This is a genomic window from Collinsella aerofaciens (genome assembly GCF_009876115.1).
In the GTDB taxonomy this organism is placed as follows: domain Bacteria; phylum Actinomycetota; class Coriobacteriia; order Coriobacteriales; family Coriobacteriaceae; genus Collinsella; species Collinsella aerofaciens_N.
Genome location: NZ_WWSY01000001.1, coordinates 134,176 through 148,747, shown reverse-complemented (window position 1 = coordinate 148,747; position 14,572 = coordinate 134,176). Strand labels below are relative to the sequence as shown.

The window sequence follows — 14,572 nt, the reverse complement described above, 5'->3', positions numbered from 1 at the left end:
TCTTTCTTTGGTTTTGGGTATATTTGTTCTTGTTGAATTGTTATTGCGGATGGACTGGTGACTTGGCTTTCCGCTGTTCTTTGTAGCCGTCTCGGCTTTGGTTGAGGGGAGACTAACTTTTATGCGTATTGTGTTTATGGGTACGCCTGATTTTGCTGTGCCTTCTTTGACTTCGCTTGTTGAGGCTGGGAATGAGATTGCGCTTGTTGTTACTCGTCCTGATGCTGTTCGCGGGCGTGGTAAGAAGTTGGAGCCGTCTCCTGTTAAGGCTAAGGCACTGGAGCTGGGGTTGCCGGTCATTGAGGCGAATCGCATGACCCCTGAGGTTGTTGAGGTGCTCCAGGCTGCCCAGGCTGATATTTTCTGTGTGGCTGCTTATGGCTGTATTTTGCCTGATGAGGTGCTGCATATAGCGCCGCTTGGTATTGTGAATGTTCATGCTTCGCTGCTGCCTCGTTGGCGTGGGGCTGCTCCTATTCAGCGTGCCATTCTTGCTGGTGATGAGATTGCTGGTGTTTCTATTATGCGCATTGGGCATGGCGTGGATACCGGCGCCTATTGTGCGCAGGCCTCGACCTCGGTTGCCGGTAAGCATGCCGAGGCGCTGACTATGGAGCTCGCTGAGCTCGGCGGCAAACTGCTTGCCGATACGCTTCCTTCTCTTGCCGATGGCACCGCCGTGTGGATCGAACAGGACGAGGCGCTCGTTACCCATGCTGCCAAGATTTCTAAGCAGGAAATGCGCTTGGATCCGCACATGGCGGCGCTCGATTGCGTGCGTCATGTGCTGGCCTCGTCCGATACCGCGCCTGCTCGTTGCGTGATTGCCGGCAAGACCGTGCGTGTGCTCGATGCTGCGGCGGCTGATGTGTCGCTTGGCGAGGGTCAGGTTCTCGTTCAGGCTAAGCGTGTTTACCTTGGCCTTTCCGATGGCTCGGTTGAGTTGCTCGAGGTTAAGCCTGATGGCAAGCGTGCTATGGCCGCTTCTGCTTGGGCTGCTGGCCTGCAGGGTGCCGATCTTTCGTGGGGTGTTTTGTCATGAGCAAGCTGTCTCCCGCGCGCAAGCTTGCGCTCGATGTGCTGATGGAGGCCGATCGCCGCGGCATGTATGCACGCGACGTGCTGTCCTCTCGCGCATCGGCCAAGGCTATTGACCAGCGCGATTCCGCTTTTGCCGCCCGCTTGGCGCTGGGTGTTGCCGCCACGCAGGGTATTTTGGACGAGCTGCTCGATCAGTTTCTCGATAAGCCTAAAAAGGTTGCGCCGCGTGTTCGTATGGCGCTTCGTATCTCGGCCTTCGAGATGCTCTATCTGCATACGCCGGGCCGCATTGCCGTTAGTCAGGGAGTTGAGCTCGTTCGCAGTGGTGCTAAGTCCGCCGCTGGCTTGGCCAATGCCGTGCTGCACAAGGTTGCGGACAATGTTGAGGACTTTGCCACGGCATCCGACGTGGATGAGTCCGAGCGCCGTTTGGTTCGTCTGTCTCGCCTGATGGGCTTGCCGCGCTGGCTGTGCGCTCGCATTATGGCGTCGTTTGACACGCCAGAGGGTGCGCTTAACTTTGCCGGCAATCTGGCCCCTGCACCGCTGGCCCTGCATGAGAACGCCTTTGCGACTAAGCCCGATCCGTATATCTCGCAGCTCGTCGCGCCTGTCTTCCCGGGCTGCCATGCCCCGGTTGATGCCCAGGTTACTGTTGCTTCGGGTGTGTTTGAGCGTGCTGCCGCGGTGGCATCTGATCTCAACGCGCAACTTATCGCCACAGCTGCCACGCGCCCTGGTAGCTGCCTTGAGATTGGTGCCGGTCGTGGCACCAAGACCTATGTGATGATGTGCCAGGCCAAGCGTGCGGGCTATGAGCGTCAGCATACGGCGCTCGATCTGCATGATCGCAAGTGCGATCTGAATCTCGCTCGTCTGCATAAGGCCGGTATTCAGGGCGTTCGCACGGTTTCGGGTGATGCTTGCGAGCTTGATGAAGTGCTCACATCGTTTGATGCCATGCTTGGCGAGCCGGTTAAGTTCGATACGGTCTTTATCGATGCGCCGTGCTCTGGCACCGGAACCATGCGTCGTCATCCCGAGATCCCGTGGCGCCTGACCGAAAAGGATGTGACGGTTGAGCTGCCCAAGCTGCAGCTTACGATGCTCAAGGAAGCCGCTGCGCGCGTGGCTGCCGGCGGCGAGCTCATCTATGCCACCTGCTCGGTCTTTGAAGAGGAGAACGCGCAGGTCGTGGATGCCTTCCTGGCTTCTCCCGAGGGCGCCGGCTTTACCGTGGCGCCGCTCTCTGAAGCGCAGATTCTGCAACTCCCCGAGTTCGATCAGGCCAAGAAGCTCGTATCCGTACGCCAGAACGATCGAGGCCTCTTCCAAAGCGTGCCGGTAAACGCCGATTCCTACGACGGCCACTTCTGCGCCAGGCTGGTCCACAAGTAATTACTACGTTGCGGTGAAATAGGGATTGAATAGCGGCATCTACCCGCCAAAAAGTCCTTATTTCACCGCAACTCAGGATTTTTCTGGGACGGGGATTAATAAATCGGGTATGAAAGCAAGCGGTTGGGTTCGGTAGGTTTCTAGTTGCATGAACCGCTCTCGGATTTAATATTTAGAGGTTAAAATGACCGATCTTAACTATGACAAGATTGACAATCCTGAAGATAAAACTCAGGGAAATGAAGAAGTTAAAAATTCTTCGATTAAAAAGCGGGTAATTATTGGTGCCGGTATTGTTGCTCTGCTTATTGCTGGTTGTGTCGTTGGTTATGCTGGTTACAATTACAAACAAGCATGTAGTGAACATAATCAGCAGGTTGAAGTTTTGTATTCAAAGGCTAGCGATAGTGTTGTTGCCTTTAAAGCTGATCCTAGGCTACTAACATTTGAGCAACGTCTTGATACCATTAGAAATGCTCAAAACAATAAAGAGATGTTGAATAAAGAAATCTCTGATGACAAATTTAAGTATGCTGATGGTACTTCCCCTGATTGGACGAAGTTGCTTAATAAATACGATTCCATCATTAAAGACTGCCGTAATGCTCAAAATAATGAGTGGAATACTTCTCTAGCTGACCATGTTAATTTTGATGTAAATTCTACTGAAGATACCGACTCTCTCCAACAGCATATAAATAGCCTTAATGGCCTTTTTAATGATATTTCTAATAAAGACAATCAGAAGCTTATTTTTGAAGATGCCAAAAAGGATTCTAAGAAGTTCATTGATCAAATCAATGAACAGATCAGTCGTTATCAAACTCGTATTGATGATGTAAATAAGGCCAAGGCTGAAGATGAGGCTAAGGCTCAAGAAGAAGCAGCTAAGGCTCAGCAGCAGGCTTCTCAGCAAAACAATTATTCCAGTAATTCTGGTAGTAAATACTCTGGCGGTAGCGGCTATTCTGATGGCTCCTCTAATAGTGGTTATTCTGGTGGCTCCTCTAACGGCGGCGGCAAAGTAGTCATTAAAACCATGGACGTTTATGACGAAAATGGTAACTATGTTGGATCGACTCATTGGTATAGCGATGGTACCTGTGACGATCCCTATTCTGCCGGTATGGGCGGATTTTAAATTATGCTAATTATTAAAAATTAATTAGCTACCTATAGCGCAAAGAATCAGCCCCGCGATTGGTGTTGGTCGCGGGGCTGATTGGTTTCTAGTGGCTGTGCGGGCAGTTGGCGCAGCAACCGCTCGTGGCGCTTGTGCTGGAGCCGCCGCTTCGCTGGTCGGTGTTGTAGAAACCGCTGCCCTCAAATTTAATGCTGCTGGCCGAGAACGTCTTGGCCGCCGGGGCACCGCAGCTCGGGCACACGACCTCGGGAGTCTCGGACATGGGATGCTCAACCTCAAACACGTTGCCGCAGCTCGAGCACTTGTAATCGTAGCGCGCCATAATACTTCCTTTTCAGCACAAAGCGGGCAGATTACTCTGCCCGCAAAAATTCAAACGTCTGTAACTGTACCCTATATCGGGCGTTTTATCACGCTTCGCCCCAGAATCTATGCGTGTTGCGCAGGAGCTGTGCGGTTTTGCCCTCAGCGGCCGCAACGTCGGCCTCGTCAGCCTGCCAGGTCCAGTTGCCCGTGGCCACGCCCGGTACGTTCATGCGCGTGTCGTCGCCAAGCCCCAGCACGTCCTGCAGCGGCATCATCACCAGGGGAGCGTCGCTTGTCAGGGCGTTGCCCATGAGCTCGCTTGCCAATGCAATGCCGCTCGGTTCGTCGCCACCCGCAAAGGAGCGCGTGCACCAGCCGGCAAGCGTCGAGGTGTCGTGCGTCGAGGTGTACAGGATCTTGCCCGGTGTGGGATGAATTCCGCAGCGAACGTCGTAGTCGCTAAACTCCAGCACGTCCATGCCGGGGAAGCCGCAGGTCGAAGCCATCGCACGAACGCCAGGCGTCAGATAGCCCAGGTCCTCGGCGATAAAGTTGAGCGGACCCAGCTCGTCATAGGCGGTCTGGAACAGGTCTTTGCCCGGTCCTGCCAGCCAACGCCCGTCGGCGCATGCCTTGCCCGCGGGAATGCTGAAATAGCTGTGGAATCCCAGGAAGTGATCCAGGCGCACGCGGTCGTAGAGCGAAAACGCACGACGCAGGCGATCCATCCACCAGCTATAGCCGTTCTGCTTCATGTGGTCCCAGCGGAACGTCGGGTTGCCCCACACCTGGCCCTCGGGCGCAAAGTTGTCGGGCGGCGCGCCAGAAATCTCAATCGCCTTACCGGTATCGGACAGCCAGAAGTTCTCGGGCTCGCTCCATGCATCGGCCGAATCGTCCGAGACATACATCGGGATATCGCCGATGACCTCGATGCCCTTCTTGTGCGCGTAGTTCATGAGCTCGCACCAGGCTAGGTCAAAGCGGTACTGCATGTACGCCTGAAGCTCGGCCTCGTCGTGGAAGCGCTTGTCGTCGATCAGATGCTCGTTGTAGCGCGCAACATCTGCCGGCCAATCGTGGCGCGATTCGCCCTCAAAGTACTTTTTGACGGCCATGTAGACGCAGTACTTCTCGAGCCAATCGGCATTGCGATGTTTAAACGCGGTGTACAGCGGATCGGCATCCTCGCCGCCACGGGCCTTCCAAGTTTCAAAGTCGGCCGCCAGCTCCTCGTGGCTTTCGGGCAGCAGGTCGATATTGCCTGCAAAGGCCGAAGGACCGGCGTAAGGGGAGCGGAAGAAGTCCGTCGGGTTGACAGGCAGGACCTGCCAGTAGCGCATGCCCATAGCGGCCAGATGGTCGATAAAACGACGCGTTGGCGCGCCGATCGTGCCGGGCTTGCCGTCATCGGTCGGTACCGAGGTGATATGGCACACAACGCCCGCGCCGTGATCGAGCGGCTCCTGCAGGCGCTGCTCGGCATGGTGATAGATGATCGACGAGCCCAGCGGATACAAATCGAGCGTGACCGTGCCGTTGTGGATCTCGCACTCGTGACCGCTGATCACGTCACTCGCGCATTCGGCGAGCGCCGGAATCGTCACGCGGTGCGAATTGCGCAGACTACGGTTGATGATAACCGTCGCGGACTCGCCATCCTTGCCGGTGCGGTTGTATGCCAGCACCTCGTCGTTGAGCGCGAAGGCCCTGATCTCGCCGTCGATCATAAACGGCAGTGCGCGGCGTACGGCGGAGGCGTTTTTGACAATAGCCAGCGTGTCGAAGTCGTGCAGTTGGTCCTTGGTCGGCAGGGTGCGGCGGTTGCCCGGATCGGTTAGACCCTCCAGGCCGTATTCGTCGCCGTAGTAGATCGAAGGCACGCCGGGGAAGGTCATCTGCATGAGCGTGGCGAGCCAAAAACGGCTCTTGGCCAGGCCCATCGAGTTCTCGTCCAGGCGCCATTTGCTGCGCTCGCACTCGGGCAGCTGCGACTCGTCGGGGCCGCCGCCGAGCACCGAGATAATGCGCGGACGGTCGTGGCTCGAAAGCAGATTAAGTGCGCAGGACAGGGCCTCACGCGGATAGTTCTCGCGCAGGGTCTCGATATCCTCGGCTGCCTGGTAGGCGTTCTTGTAGCCCATCAAAAAGCCGATGACCATGTCGCGGAAGGGATAATCCATAGCCGAGTCGAGCTCTGAGCCTTGCAGATAGCGACGCAGATGGCCGTAGCTGATCTTGTTGGAGGCGTCTTCCCAGACTTCGCCGAGCAACAGTGCATCAGGCTTTTCGGCAAGTACTGCCTTCTTGATCTCGGTCAGGAAATCGTCCGAAAGCTCGTCGGCCACGTCCAGGCGCCAGCCATGAGCGCCGGCACGTAGCCATTTACGGATCACGCCGTCCTTGCCCAGAAGCCGCTCGCGTACCAGCTCGGAGCTCTCATTGATGGCGGGCATATTGCCCACGCCCCACCAGCAGTCGTATGAGCCGTCCTCGTGGAAATAAAACGCATCGCGCCATGGCGAATCCTCGCTCTGCCACGCGCCCACGCCGGGGTAGTTGCCGTAGCGGTTGAAATAGATCGAGTCATCGCCCGTGTGGTTGAAGACGCCGTCCAGAATGATGGAGATGCCCAGCTTCTCGGCCGCCTGGCACAGCTCGGTAAAGTCCTGCTCGGTGCCCAGGATCGGGTCGATCTTGGTGTAGTCGGCCGTGTCGTAGCGGTGGTTGCTCGCGGCTTCAAAAATGGGGTTGAGGTAGATGGCCGTAAAGCCCAGCTCGGCGATGCGAGGCAGGTCTTCCTGGATGCCCTTGAGCGACCCGCCGTAGAAGTCCCAGGTTTTGATGGAGCCGTCTTCGGCGCGCTCGTACACGGGCGGCTCGTTCCAGTCCTCGACCATGCGGCGCTGGATTCCGTTGCGTGGTTTTTCGACCTCGGCCAGCGTGCGCTCGCGCCAGTTTTCATCTCGGGCGTAGCGATCGGGGAAGATCTGGTAGACCATGCCACGCTCGTACCACTCGGGACGCACTTCGCGGTGCGTGTAGACGGTAATCTGGAAAGACGGGACCTCGGCGTAGTCGTAGGTTACGCCCTCGCCACCGGTGCGACCCTGCGGTGCGCCCAGGCGGACCTCGGGCTGGCCTTCGATATTGCAGATAAAGCTGTACCAGATAAGACAGGGCTCGTTGCACTCAAGCTCTACGGTAAATATTCCGTCGCCCTCGTGCGTCATGGGATACCGAGACTCACCGATTTCATCGACCCAGGTGCGCAGGGTGAGCGTTGCCTGGTTGGGGTCGGCATCCTCCAAAATCACCGAGAGCGAAACGGAAGTTCCAGTGGTCACAGCGCCAAACGGAGTGCGAAACTGCGGTAGACGGCTGTTGTGAATCAATCTCATAATACGGTCCAGTTCAATAGAATCACGGCCTGCGGGCCATGGGCTTTACGCACAGGATATAAGTATATCTGTTGTACACAGGCTGTATAAACAACATCCGTTTACCATCGGCGAACGGTTGTCCTAGAAAATCGTTTTACCACTACCTACAGAGAAGGGGCGCCCGGTTGGAGCGCCCCTTGCTTAGGGTTTGATGAGGTTTTGAATCGTCTGTGTGCTAGCGGCGCTTGCGGGTGGCCGTTGCCTTGCGGACGGACGTCTTTTTGTTCGGAGCCTTTTCCTCGGTCGCGGCGGCGGGGGAGACCGGGGCCTTCTTGGCGGGTTCGGGCTTGGCCTTTACCTCGGCTTTGGGCTCCTCTTTGACGGCAGCGGACTTGGCTTCGGATGCCTTCGGTACCGGCTTGGCCTTTACTGCGGGCTTGGCCTCGACCTTAGCTTCCGCCTTGGGAGCAGCAGCCTTGGTCGGTGCCTTGACGGCGGGCTTGGCCTCGACGGCGGCCTTAGCCTTTACCTCGGGAGCAGCCTCGGCCTCGGCGGTCTTCTTGGCAGCTGCGGTGGTGCGCTTGCGCGTGGTCATTTTCTTGGCAGCGGTGGTTTTGGTTGCCGCCGTCTTGGTCGCTGTGGCCTTCTTGGCCGTCGTCTTACGAGTCGTGGTCTTCTTAGCCGCAGGCTTCGCAGCGACCTTCACCTCAGGCTCGGCCTTAACGGGCTTAGCTTCAACTGGCTTCTCTTCGGCCTTGGGCTCCTCGGCAGCAGCGGGTTCCTTAACGGGTGCCACAGTCTCGGACTCAACTGCCTCAGGCTCCTCAGACTCAGCCACAGCCGCCGGCCTCTCAATCTCCGGGTGCATAAAGAAGTACAGGTCCAGATACTTGTCGGCCGAGCGCGTCCAGCTAAAGTCCTGGCTCATGGCCTGCGTGACCAGCTGGTTCCAAGCGTCGCGGTTATCCCAGAACAGGCGCGCCGCGCGGAATACGGCGTCGCCCATCTCGTCGCCGTTAAAGTTGCTAAACGAGAAGCCCGTGCCTTCGCCGGTAAACTCGTTGTACGGCTGCACGGTGTCCTTGAGGCCACCGGTCTCGCGCACGATGGGCAGGGTGCCGTAGCGCATGGCAATGATCTGCGACAGGCCGCAGGGCTCAAACTTCGAAGGCATCAGGAACATATCGGCGGCGGCATACATGCGCTGCGACAGCGCCGGATCGAACTCGATGCGCGCGGCCATGGTGCCGGGGTACTTGTCCTGGAAGTAGCGCAGGCCGTCCTCGTAGTCGCGGTCGCCGGTGCCCAGCACCGCCACCTGCACGCCGCCGGCCAGGATGCGGTCGAGCGCGTACATGACCAGGTCCAAGCCCTTCTGGCGCGTCAGACGCGTGACCATGACCATAAGCGGACGGTCGTCGCGAACCTCGAGCCCCAGCTCTTCCTGCAGCTTGGCCTTGCACACGGCCTTGCCGGAGCGGTCTTCAACCGTGTAGTTGGCGGCAATGCGCTTGTCGGTCGCCGGGTCAAAGCCTGCCACATCAATGCCATTAAGGATGCCCTGCAGCGCGTACGAACGCTCGCGCAGCACGCCATCCAGGCCCTCGCCAAACTCGGGCGCCTGGATCTCGTTGGCATAGGTGGGGCTCACCGTGGTGATGGCATCAGCATAGCGCAGCGCGCCCAGCATGTAGTTGATGCTGCAGGCGTCGCAACGCAGCTGCGAGGCGGCCGCCGGAATATGCGCCACGCCCAGGATGTCCTCCATCACGGTGTCGCTAAACTGGCCCTGGAACGCCACGTTGTGGATAGAGAACACGGTCTTGACGCGGTCGTACAGCGGCAGGCCCTGGTAGAACTCGCGCAAGAACACGGGCGCCAGTGCCGTCTGCCAGTCGTTGCAGTGCAGGATGTCGCACTCAAAACCGGCCGGCAGGTGCTGCAGACTCTCGGTGATGGCCTTGGAGAAGAACGCAAAGCGCTCGCCGTCATCAAAGAAGCCGTACGGATAGTCGCGCGCAAAGTAGCGCTCGTTGTCGATGAACATATAGGTGACGCCGTCGTGCTCGAGCTTCTCGAGACCGCAGTACTCGTTGCGCCAGCCCAGGCTCACGTAAAAGTCGGAGAAGTGCTCCATCTGCGCCTTGTACTCGTCCTTGATGGTGGCGTACTTGGGCACCATGACGATGACCTCGGCGCCGGCGCGCACAAGCGCCGCGGGCAGCGAGCCCGCCACGTCGCCCAGGCCACCGGTCTTTACAAACGGTGCGCACTCGGCCGAGGCAAACACGATCTGCATCTTTTTGCTGGAATCTGCCATATTGTCTCCCATGTTGCAATTCGAGAATAGCCGCCTGGCACAAACCGGGCGGCTATTCTACATGTTACGAGCGATGTTGCGGTGCCAACGTTAACGTACGATGGTGGTGTCGGAAGTTAACGGAGCCTTGCCCAGCACCAGGATGTTCTCGGGCGTGCCGCGAAGCTCGGTGTTGGTGGGAACCACGTTGTTCTTGTCCAGAATGGCATTCTCGACCCGGGCGCCGCTCTTGATGATGCAGCTCTGGTTGATGATCGAGTTGGTCACCGAAGCGCCTTCCTCGACCACGACGCCGCGCGACAGGATCGAGCTGCGTACGGTGCCCTTGATGATGCAGCCGGCCGAGATGATCGAGTTGCACGCGTGGCTGCCGGTCGCATAGCGCGAAGGCGGCACGTCGTGGGCCTTGGTCAGGATTGGGCGCTCGGGGTCAAAGAGCTGATCGGCCACGGTCTGGTCGAGCAGGTCCATGCTGCGGCGATACAGCGACTTCTCGCTAAACACGCCCACGACCTCGCCCCTGTACTCGTAGCTGCACACGTCGATGTTGCCAAAGTCGCCCTGGAGTGCCTCGAGCAGGTCCAGATAGTCGGCGGCCTGGTAGTGGTCGATGATCTCGAGCAGCGTCTCACGGTTGACGATGCAGCAGTCCATAGACGCGTTGTCGCCATACACGACGCCGGCGCTCACGCCCGTCAGGCGACCGTTCTCGTTAATCTCGAGTTTGGTCTCGTCTTCGACGTTGCGCGTGGCCTTGCAGTACACCACGGTCATCTGGGCGCCGGAGTTCTCGTGCGCCTCGATGATGGTGTTGAGGTCCATGTTAAAGATGATGTTGGTGCCCATCATCACGACATAGGGCTTCTCCGAGCGCTGGAACAGCGTCTTGTTGGAAATGATGTCGCGCAGCAGGAAGCGCATACCGCCCTTGGTGGTGCCATACGCGTTGCCGGGCACCATGAACAGGCCGCCCTTCTTGCGGTCAAGGCCCCAGTCCTTGCCCGAGCCCACGTGGTCGATTAGCGAACGGTAGTTACCCGGCATGACGACGCCGACGGTCTTAATGCCGGCATTCATCATGTTGGACAGTGGGAAGTCGATCAGGCGGTAGCGGCCCAAAAACGGAACGGACGCGATGGGGCGGTCCTTGAGCAGGACACTGCCGTAGGACGAAGAGTAGTTAGCGGTGATATAACCGATGGCCTTGCGATTGATCATCGGATCATTCCCCCTTCCCGATAACGACGTCATTTCCAACGACGGCCGTATCCTTGGTGGTATCGACAGAGCCGAGCTTCACGCCCTCTTCGACCGTGGAGTTCTCGCCCAAAATAGCGCGGCAGATGTGCGCGCCGCTCTTAACGTGCGCACCCGGCAGCAGCACGGAGTCCTCGACCACGGCGCGCTCCTCGATGATGACATCGGTCGAAAGGATCGAGTGGCGAGCGGTGCCGTAGATCTTGCAGCCATTGGAGACCAGGCAGTCGTCTAGGCGGCCGTCCGGGCCAATGTAGTGCGGCGGACGCGTGGTGATGTTGGACATGATGGGGAAGTTCTTGTCGAACAGATCGAACTCGGGGTTGTTACCCAGCAGGTCCATCGAGGTCTCATGGAAGCTGGCGATGGTGCCGACGTCCTTCCAGAAGCCGTGGAACTCGTAGCTGTACAGGCGCTTGTTCTCACCGAGCAGCTTGGGGATGATGTCCTTGCCAAAGTCGTGGCTCGAGCGCTGGTCCAGAGCGTCCTCCTCGAGCGCCTCGATCAGCACGTCGGCCGAGAAGATGTAGATGCCCATGGAAGCGAGGTTCGAATCGGGCTTCTCGGGCTTCTCGGTGAACTTGGTGATGCGGCCGTCCTCGGGGTCGGTGGTCAGGATGCCAAAGCGGCTGGCCTCCTCCCACGGCACGGGCATAACGCTCACCGTGAGGTCGGCGTTGTTCTCAATGTGCGTCTTGAGCATCTTGCGGTAGTCCATGCGATACAGGTGATCGCCCGAAAGAATCAGGACGTACTTGGGGTCGTTGGCCTTGATGTAGTCGAGGTTCTGCGTAATGGCGTCGGCCGTGCCCGCATACCAGGCGCCGCCTGTCTGCGTCTCGTACGGCGGCAGGATCGACACGCCGCCGTCGCGGCTGTCCAGATCCCACGCCTCGCCGGAGCCCACGTAGGCATGCAGCAGGTAGGGACGGTACTGCGTCAGAACGCCCACCGTGTCGATGCCCGAGTTGGAGCAGTTGGACAGCGAAAAGTCGATAATGCGGAACTTGCCACCAAAGCTAACCGCCGGCTTGGCGATCTTTTGGGTGAGTGCCCCCAATCGGCTGCCCTGTCCTCCTGCGAGGAGCATCGCGATGCATTCTTTCTTACTCATCGATTTCTCCTTCTGTCATCGATGTTCCTAACCCATTAGCGACGGGCGCGGCGCACTGTCACGCCCGTCGAGTAATGCCGTGCGGCAAAGGGAGCTCGCGCGCTTTATGCGTGCCAGATCTCGTCGCGATACTCGCGAATGGTGCGGTCGGACGAGAACCAGCCGGAGGAGGCGGTGTTGAGCAGAGCCTTGCGGTTCCAGGTCTCCTGGTCGCCGTAGCTGTTCGTGAGCTTTTCCCAAGCATCCACGTAGCTGCGGAAGTCGGCCATGACCAGGTCGGGGTCGTTGTTGTTCATGAGCTCGTTGTAGATGCTCTCAAAGTTGCCCGAAAGACCCGCAAAGGTGTTGTCCTTGAGCTCGTCCATCACGCGGCCCAGACGCTCGCGATCGTTGTTGAGGGTGTCCCACGCAAAGTAGCTGTTGGATGCCCAGAGCTGCTCGACCTCGGGAGCGGTCAGACCAAAGATGGCCTCGTTCTCGCGGCCGGCCAGATCGGCGATCTCGATGTTGGCGCCGTCGAGGGTGCCCAGCGTAATGGCGCCGTTCATCATGAGCTTCATGTTGGACGTGCCCGAGGCCTCCTTGCCGGCCGTGGAGATCTGCTCCGAGATCTCGGCGGCGGGGTAGATGAGCTGGGCGTTGCTCACGCGGAAGTTGGGGATAAAGCAAACCTTCATGACCTCGTTCACACGGGCGTCGTTGTTGATGACGTCGGCCACGGAGTTAATGAGGCGGATGGTCTCTTTGGCGAAGGTGTAGCTCGAGGCAGCCTTGCCGCTAAAGATGAAGGTCGTCGGCGTCACGTGGAAGTTGGGATCAGCGATGCGACGGTTGTAGATGTCCATCACCTTCATGATGTTCATGAGCTGGCGCTTGTAGGCATGGAAGCGCTTTACCTGGACATCGAAAACGGTGTTGGGGTCAATAACCAGACCGGTCTCAGCCTTGACGTAGGCGGTCAGGCGCTCCTTGTTAGCGCGCTTGGAGGCACCCACGGCCTTCAGGAACTCGGTGTCGTTCTGGAACTCTTTGAGCTTTTCCAGCTCAAAGGCGTCCTTGAGCCAGCCATCGCCAATGGCCTCGGTCACAAGCTTGGCATAGGTGGGGTTGGCCTCGGCAAAGAAGCGACGGTGCGAGATGCCGTTGGTCTTGTTATTGAACTTCTCGGGCGTCAGGGCATAGAAGTCCTTGAGCACGATGTTCTTGATGATGTCGGAGTGAATCTTGGCCACGCCGTTGACGCTGTGGCTGCAGATCACGGACAGGTTGGCCATGCGAATCTCGCCGTCCCACAGGATGGCGGTCTGGCGCAGACGCTCCTGCCAGCCCTCCTGCGTGGTGTCGAACGACTCGTGCCAACGACGGCTGATCTCGTCGATGATCTGGTACACGCGGGGGAGGAGCTTGGAGAACGTGCCGATGGGCCACTTCTCCAGGGCCTCGGGCAGGATGGTGTGGTTGGTGTAGCTCACGACCTGCGTCACGATGTTCCAGGCGTCATCCCACTCGAGCTTCTTCTCGTCGATGAGGATGCGCATGAGCTCGGGGCCGCACATGGCGGGGTGGGTGTCGTTGGTGTGGATGGCCACAAACTGCGGCAGCAGCTCCCAGTTAGCGCCGTGCTCCTTTTCAAAGGTGTCGAGCAGGCTGTAAATGCCGGCCGAGACAAACAGGTACTCCTGCTTCAGGCGCAGCAGACGGCCGTGCTCGCCGGCGTCGTTGGGGTAGAGGATGGCGCTGATGGCCTCGGCCTCGGCGCGCTCGGCGTCGGCCAGGGCGTAGTCGCCGCGGTTGAAGGCCTCCAGATCGAAGTGCTCCTCGACCGGTTCGGCGGCCCAGACGCGCAGCTTGTTGACGGTCTCGCCGGCATAGCCCACCACGGGGATGTCATAGGGGACGGCCAGGATGTCCTGCGTGTCCACCGTTCGGTAGAACGTGCGGCCGTTCTCCTCAAAGCCCTCGACGTGGCCACCAAACTTGATGGTCACGGCCTTGTCCTGACGACGGACCTCCCAGGGATAGCCGTGGGTGAGCCACTCGTCGGTGGCCTCGACCTGGCTGCCGTTGACGATCTCCTGCTTAAACAGGCCGTAGCGGTAGCGCATGCCGTTGCCGTAGCCGGCAATGCCCTCGGCTGCCATGGAATCCAGGAAGCATGCGGCCAGGCGGCCCAGGCCACCGTTGCCCAGCGCCGGATCGGGCTCCTGGTTCTCGATGACGGACAGGTCAAAGCCCATGTCGTCGAGCGCCTCGGCGACCATGTCGCGCACGCCAAAGTTGAGCAGGTAGTTGTCGAGCAGGCGGCCGATCAAAAACTCGATCGAGAAGTAGTACACGCGCTTCTTGCCCTCGGCGGTGGCGCGGGCGTCGCTCTTGGTGGCAACGGTGCGCGCCTTCTCGGCCACGAGCTTGGCCAGGGCGTTGAAGCGGTCGAGGTCGCTGGCGGCCTCGACGCTCTTGCCGCTGATGCTCATGACGGCATCGCGATAGAGCTCGGTAAACTCCTGCTTGTTGTCGAAGATCTTATTCATACGTTCCTTTCCCCCGGGAGTTGTTCCCCGGAACGGTTATGACTTGTATCCTACGCCCCCACGGGGCGGGTGATTACA

Annotated in this window: 9 protein-coding genes; 3 read left to right on the top strand and 6 right to left on the bottom strand. The window is 58.8% G+C overall.

Going from position 1 to position 14,572, the window contains the following annotated elements; all coding sequences use genetic code 11:
• Positions 1–121 precede the first annotated feature (121 nt).
• The 3 genes from fmt to GT571_RS00700 all read left to right on the top strand — a co-directional run bounded on the left by fmt (position 122) and on the right by GT571_RS00700 (position 3,580).
• Entirely contained in the window at positions 122–1,042 is a 921-nt protein-coding gene (gene fmt, locus GT571_RS00710) for a methionyl-tRNA formyltransferase (RefSeq protein WP_161154814.1), read from the top strand.
• A complete protein-coding gene (locus GT571_RS00705) occupies positions 1,039–2,439 on the top strand; it encodes an RsmB/NOP family class I SAM-dependent RNA methyltransferase (protein ID WP_161154812.1) in 1,401 nt (466 codons plus the stop codon). Before fmt ends, GT571_RS00705 begins: the two co-directional genes overlap by 4 nt.
• A 184-nt stretch (positions 2,440–2,623) precedes the next feature.
• On the top strand, positions 2,624–3,580 hold the full coding sequence (locus tag GT571_RS00700) for a hypothetical protein (RefSeq protein WP_161154810.1): 957 nt from the start codon (positions 2,624–2,626) through the stop codon (positions 3,578–3,580).
• An 88-nt stretch (positions 3,581–3,668) separates the two neighbouring features.
• Here GT571_RS00700 and GT571_RS00695 read toward each other — a convergent pair whose 3' ends face one another.
• The 6 genes from GT571_RS00695 to GT571_RS00670 all read right to left on the bottom strand — a co-directional run bounded on the left by GT571_RS00695 (position 3,669) and on the right by GT571_RS00670 (position 14,494).
• Positions 3,669–3,905 (bottom strand): FmdB family zinc ribbon protein, encoded by a 237-nt coding sequence (locus tag GT571_RS00695; protein WP_117861871.1) that lies wholly within the window; start codon positions 3,903–3,905, stop codon positions 3,669–3,671.
• Positions 3,906–3,993: 88 nt separating this feature from the next.
• Entirely contained in the window at positions 3,994–7,290 is a 3,297-nt protein-coding gene (locus GT571_RS00690; protein WP_161154808.1) for a 4-alpha-glucanotransferase, read from the bottom strand.
• 217 nt (positions 7,291–7,507) lie between these two features.
• Entirely contained in the window at positions 7,508–9,592 is a 2,085-nt protein-coding gene (gene glgA / locus GT571_RS00685; protein ID WP_161154806.1) for a glycogen synthase GlgA, read from the bottom strand.
• A gap of 90 nt (positions 9,593–9,682) precedes the next feature.
• The gene (gene glgD / locus GT571_RS00680) at positions 9,683–10,810 is read right to left on the bottom strand and encodes a glucose-1-phosphate adenylyltransferase subunit GlgD (RefSeq protein WP_161154804.1); all 1,128 of its coding nucleotides are present in this window, start codon (positions 10,808–10,810) and stop codon (positions 9,683–9,685) included.
• A 4-nt stretch (positions 10,811–10,814) separates the two neighbouring features.
• Positions 10,815–11,963, bottom strand: a complete 1,149-nt coding sequence (locus GT571_RS00675; RefSeq protein WP_035138263.1) for a glucose-1-phosphate adenylyltransferase — start codon at positions 11,961–11,963, stop codon at positions 10,815–10,817.
• Between the two features lie 104 nt (positions 11,964–12,067).
• The gene (locus GT571_RS00670) at positions 12,068–14,494 is read right to left on the bottom strand and encodes a glycogen/starch/alpha-glucan phosphorylase (RefSeq protein ID WP_161154802.1); all 2,427 of its coding nucleotides are present in this window, start codon (positions 14,492–14,494) and stop codon (positions 12,068–12,070) included.
• Positions 14,495–14,572: the final 78 nt, after the last annotated feature.

Coding starts and splice junctions, on each gene's coding strand:
- glgD (WP_161154804.1), bottom strand. CDS start 10,810: ATGATCAATCGCAAGGCCATCGGTTATATCACCGCTAACTACTCTTCG.
- GT571_RS00700 (WP_161154810.1), top strand. CDS start 2,624: ATGACCGATCTTAACTATGACAAGATTGACAATCCTGAAGATAAAACT.
- GT571_RS00670 (WP_161154802.1), bottom strand. CDS start 14,494: ATGAATAAGATCTTCGACAACAAGCAGGAGTTTACCGAGCTCTATCGC.
- GT571_RS00695 (WP_117861871.1), bottom strand. CDS start 3,905: ATGGCGCGCTACGATTACAAGTGCTCGAGCTGCGGCAACGTGTTTGAG.
- fmt (WP_161154814.1), top strand. CDS start 122: ATGCGTATTGTGTTTATGGGTACGCCTGATTTTGCTGTGCCTTCTTTG.
- GT571_RS00675 (WP_035138263.1), bottom strand. CDS start 11,963: ATGAGTAAGAAAGAATGCATCGCGATGCTCCTCGCAGGAGGACAGGGC.
- glgA (WP_161154806.1), bottom strand. CDS start 9,592: ATGGCAGATTCCAGCAAAAAGATGCAGATCGTGTTTGCCTCGGCCGAG.
- GT571_RS00690 (WP_161154808.1), bottom strand. CDS start 7,290: ATGAGATTGATTCACAACAGCCGTCTACCGCAGTTTCGCACTCCGTTT.
- GT571_RS00705 (WP_161154812.1), top strand. CDS start 1,039: ATGAGCAAGCTGTCTCCCGCGCGCAAGCTTGCGCTCGATGTGCTGATG.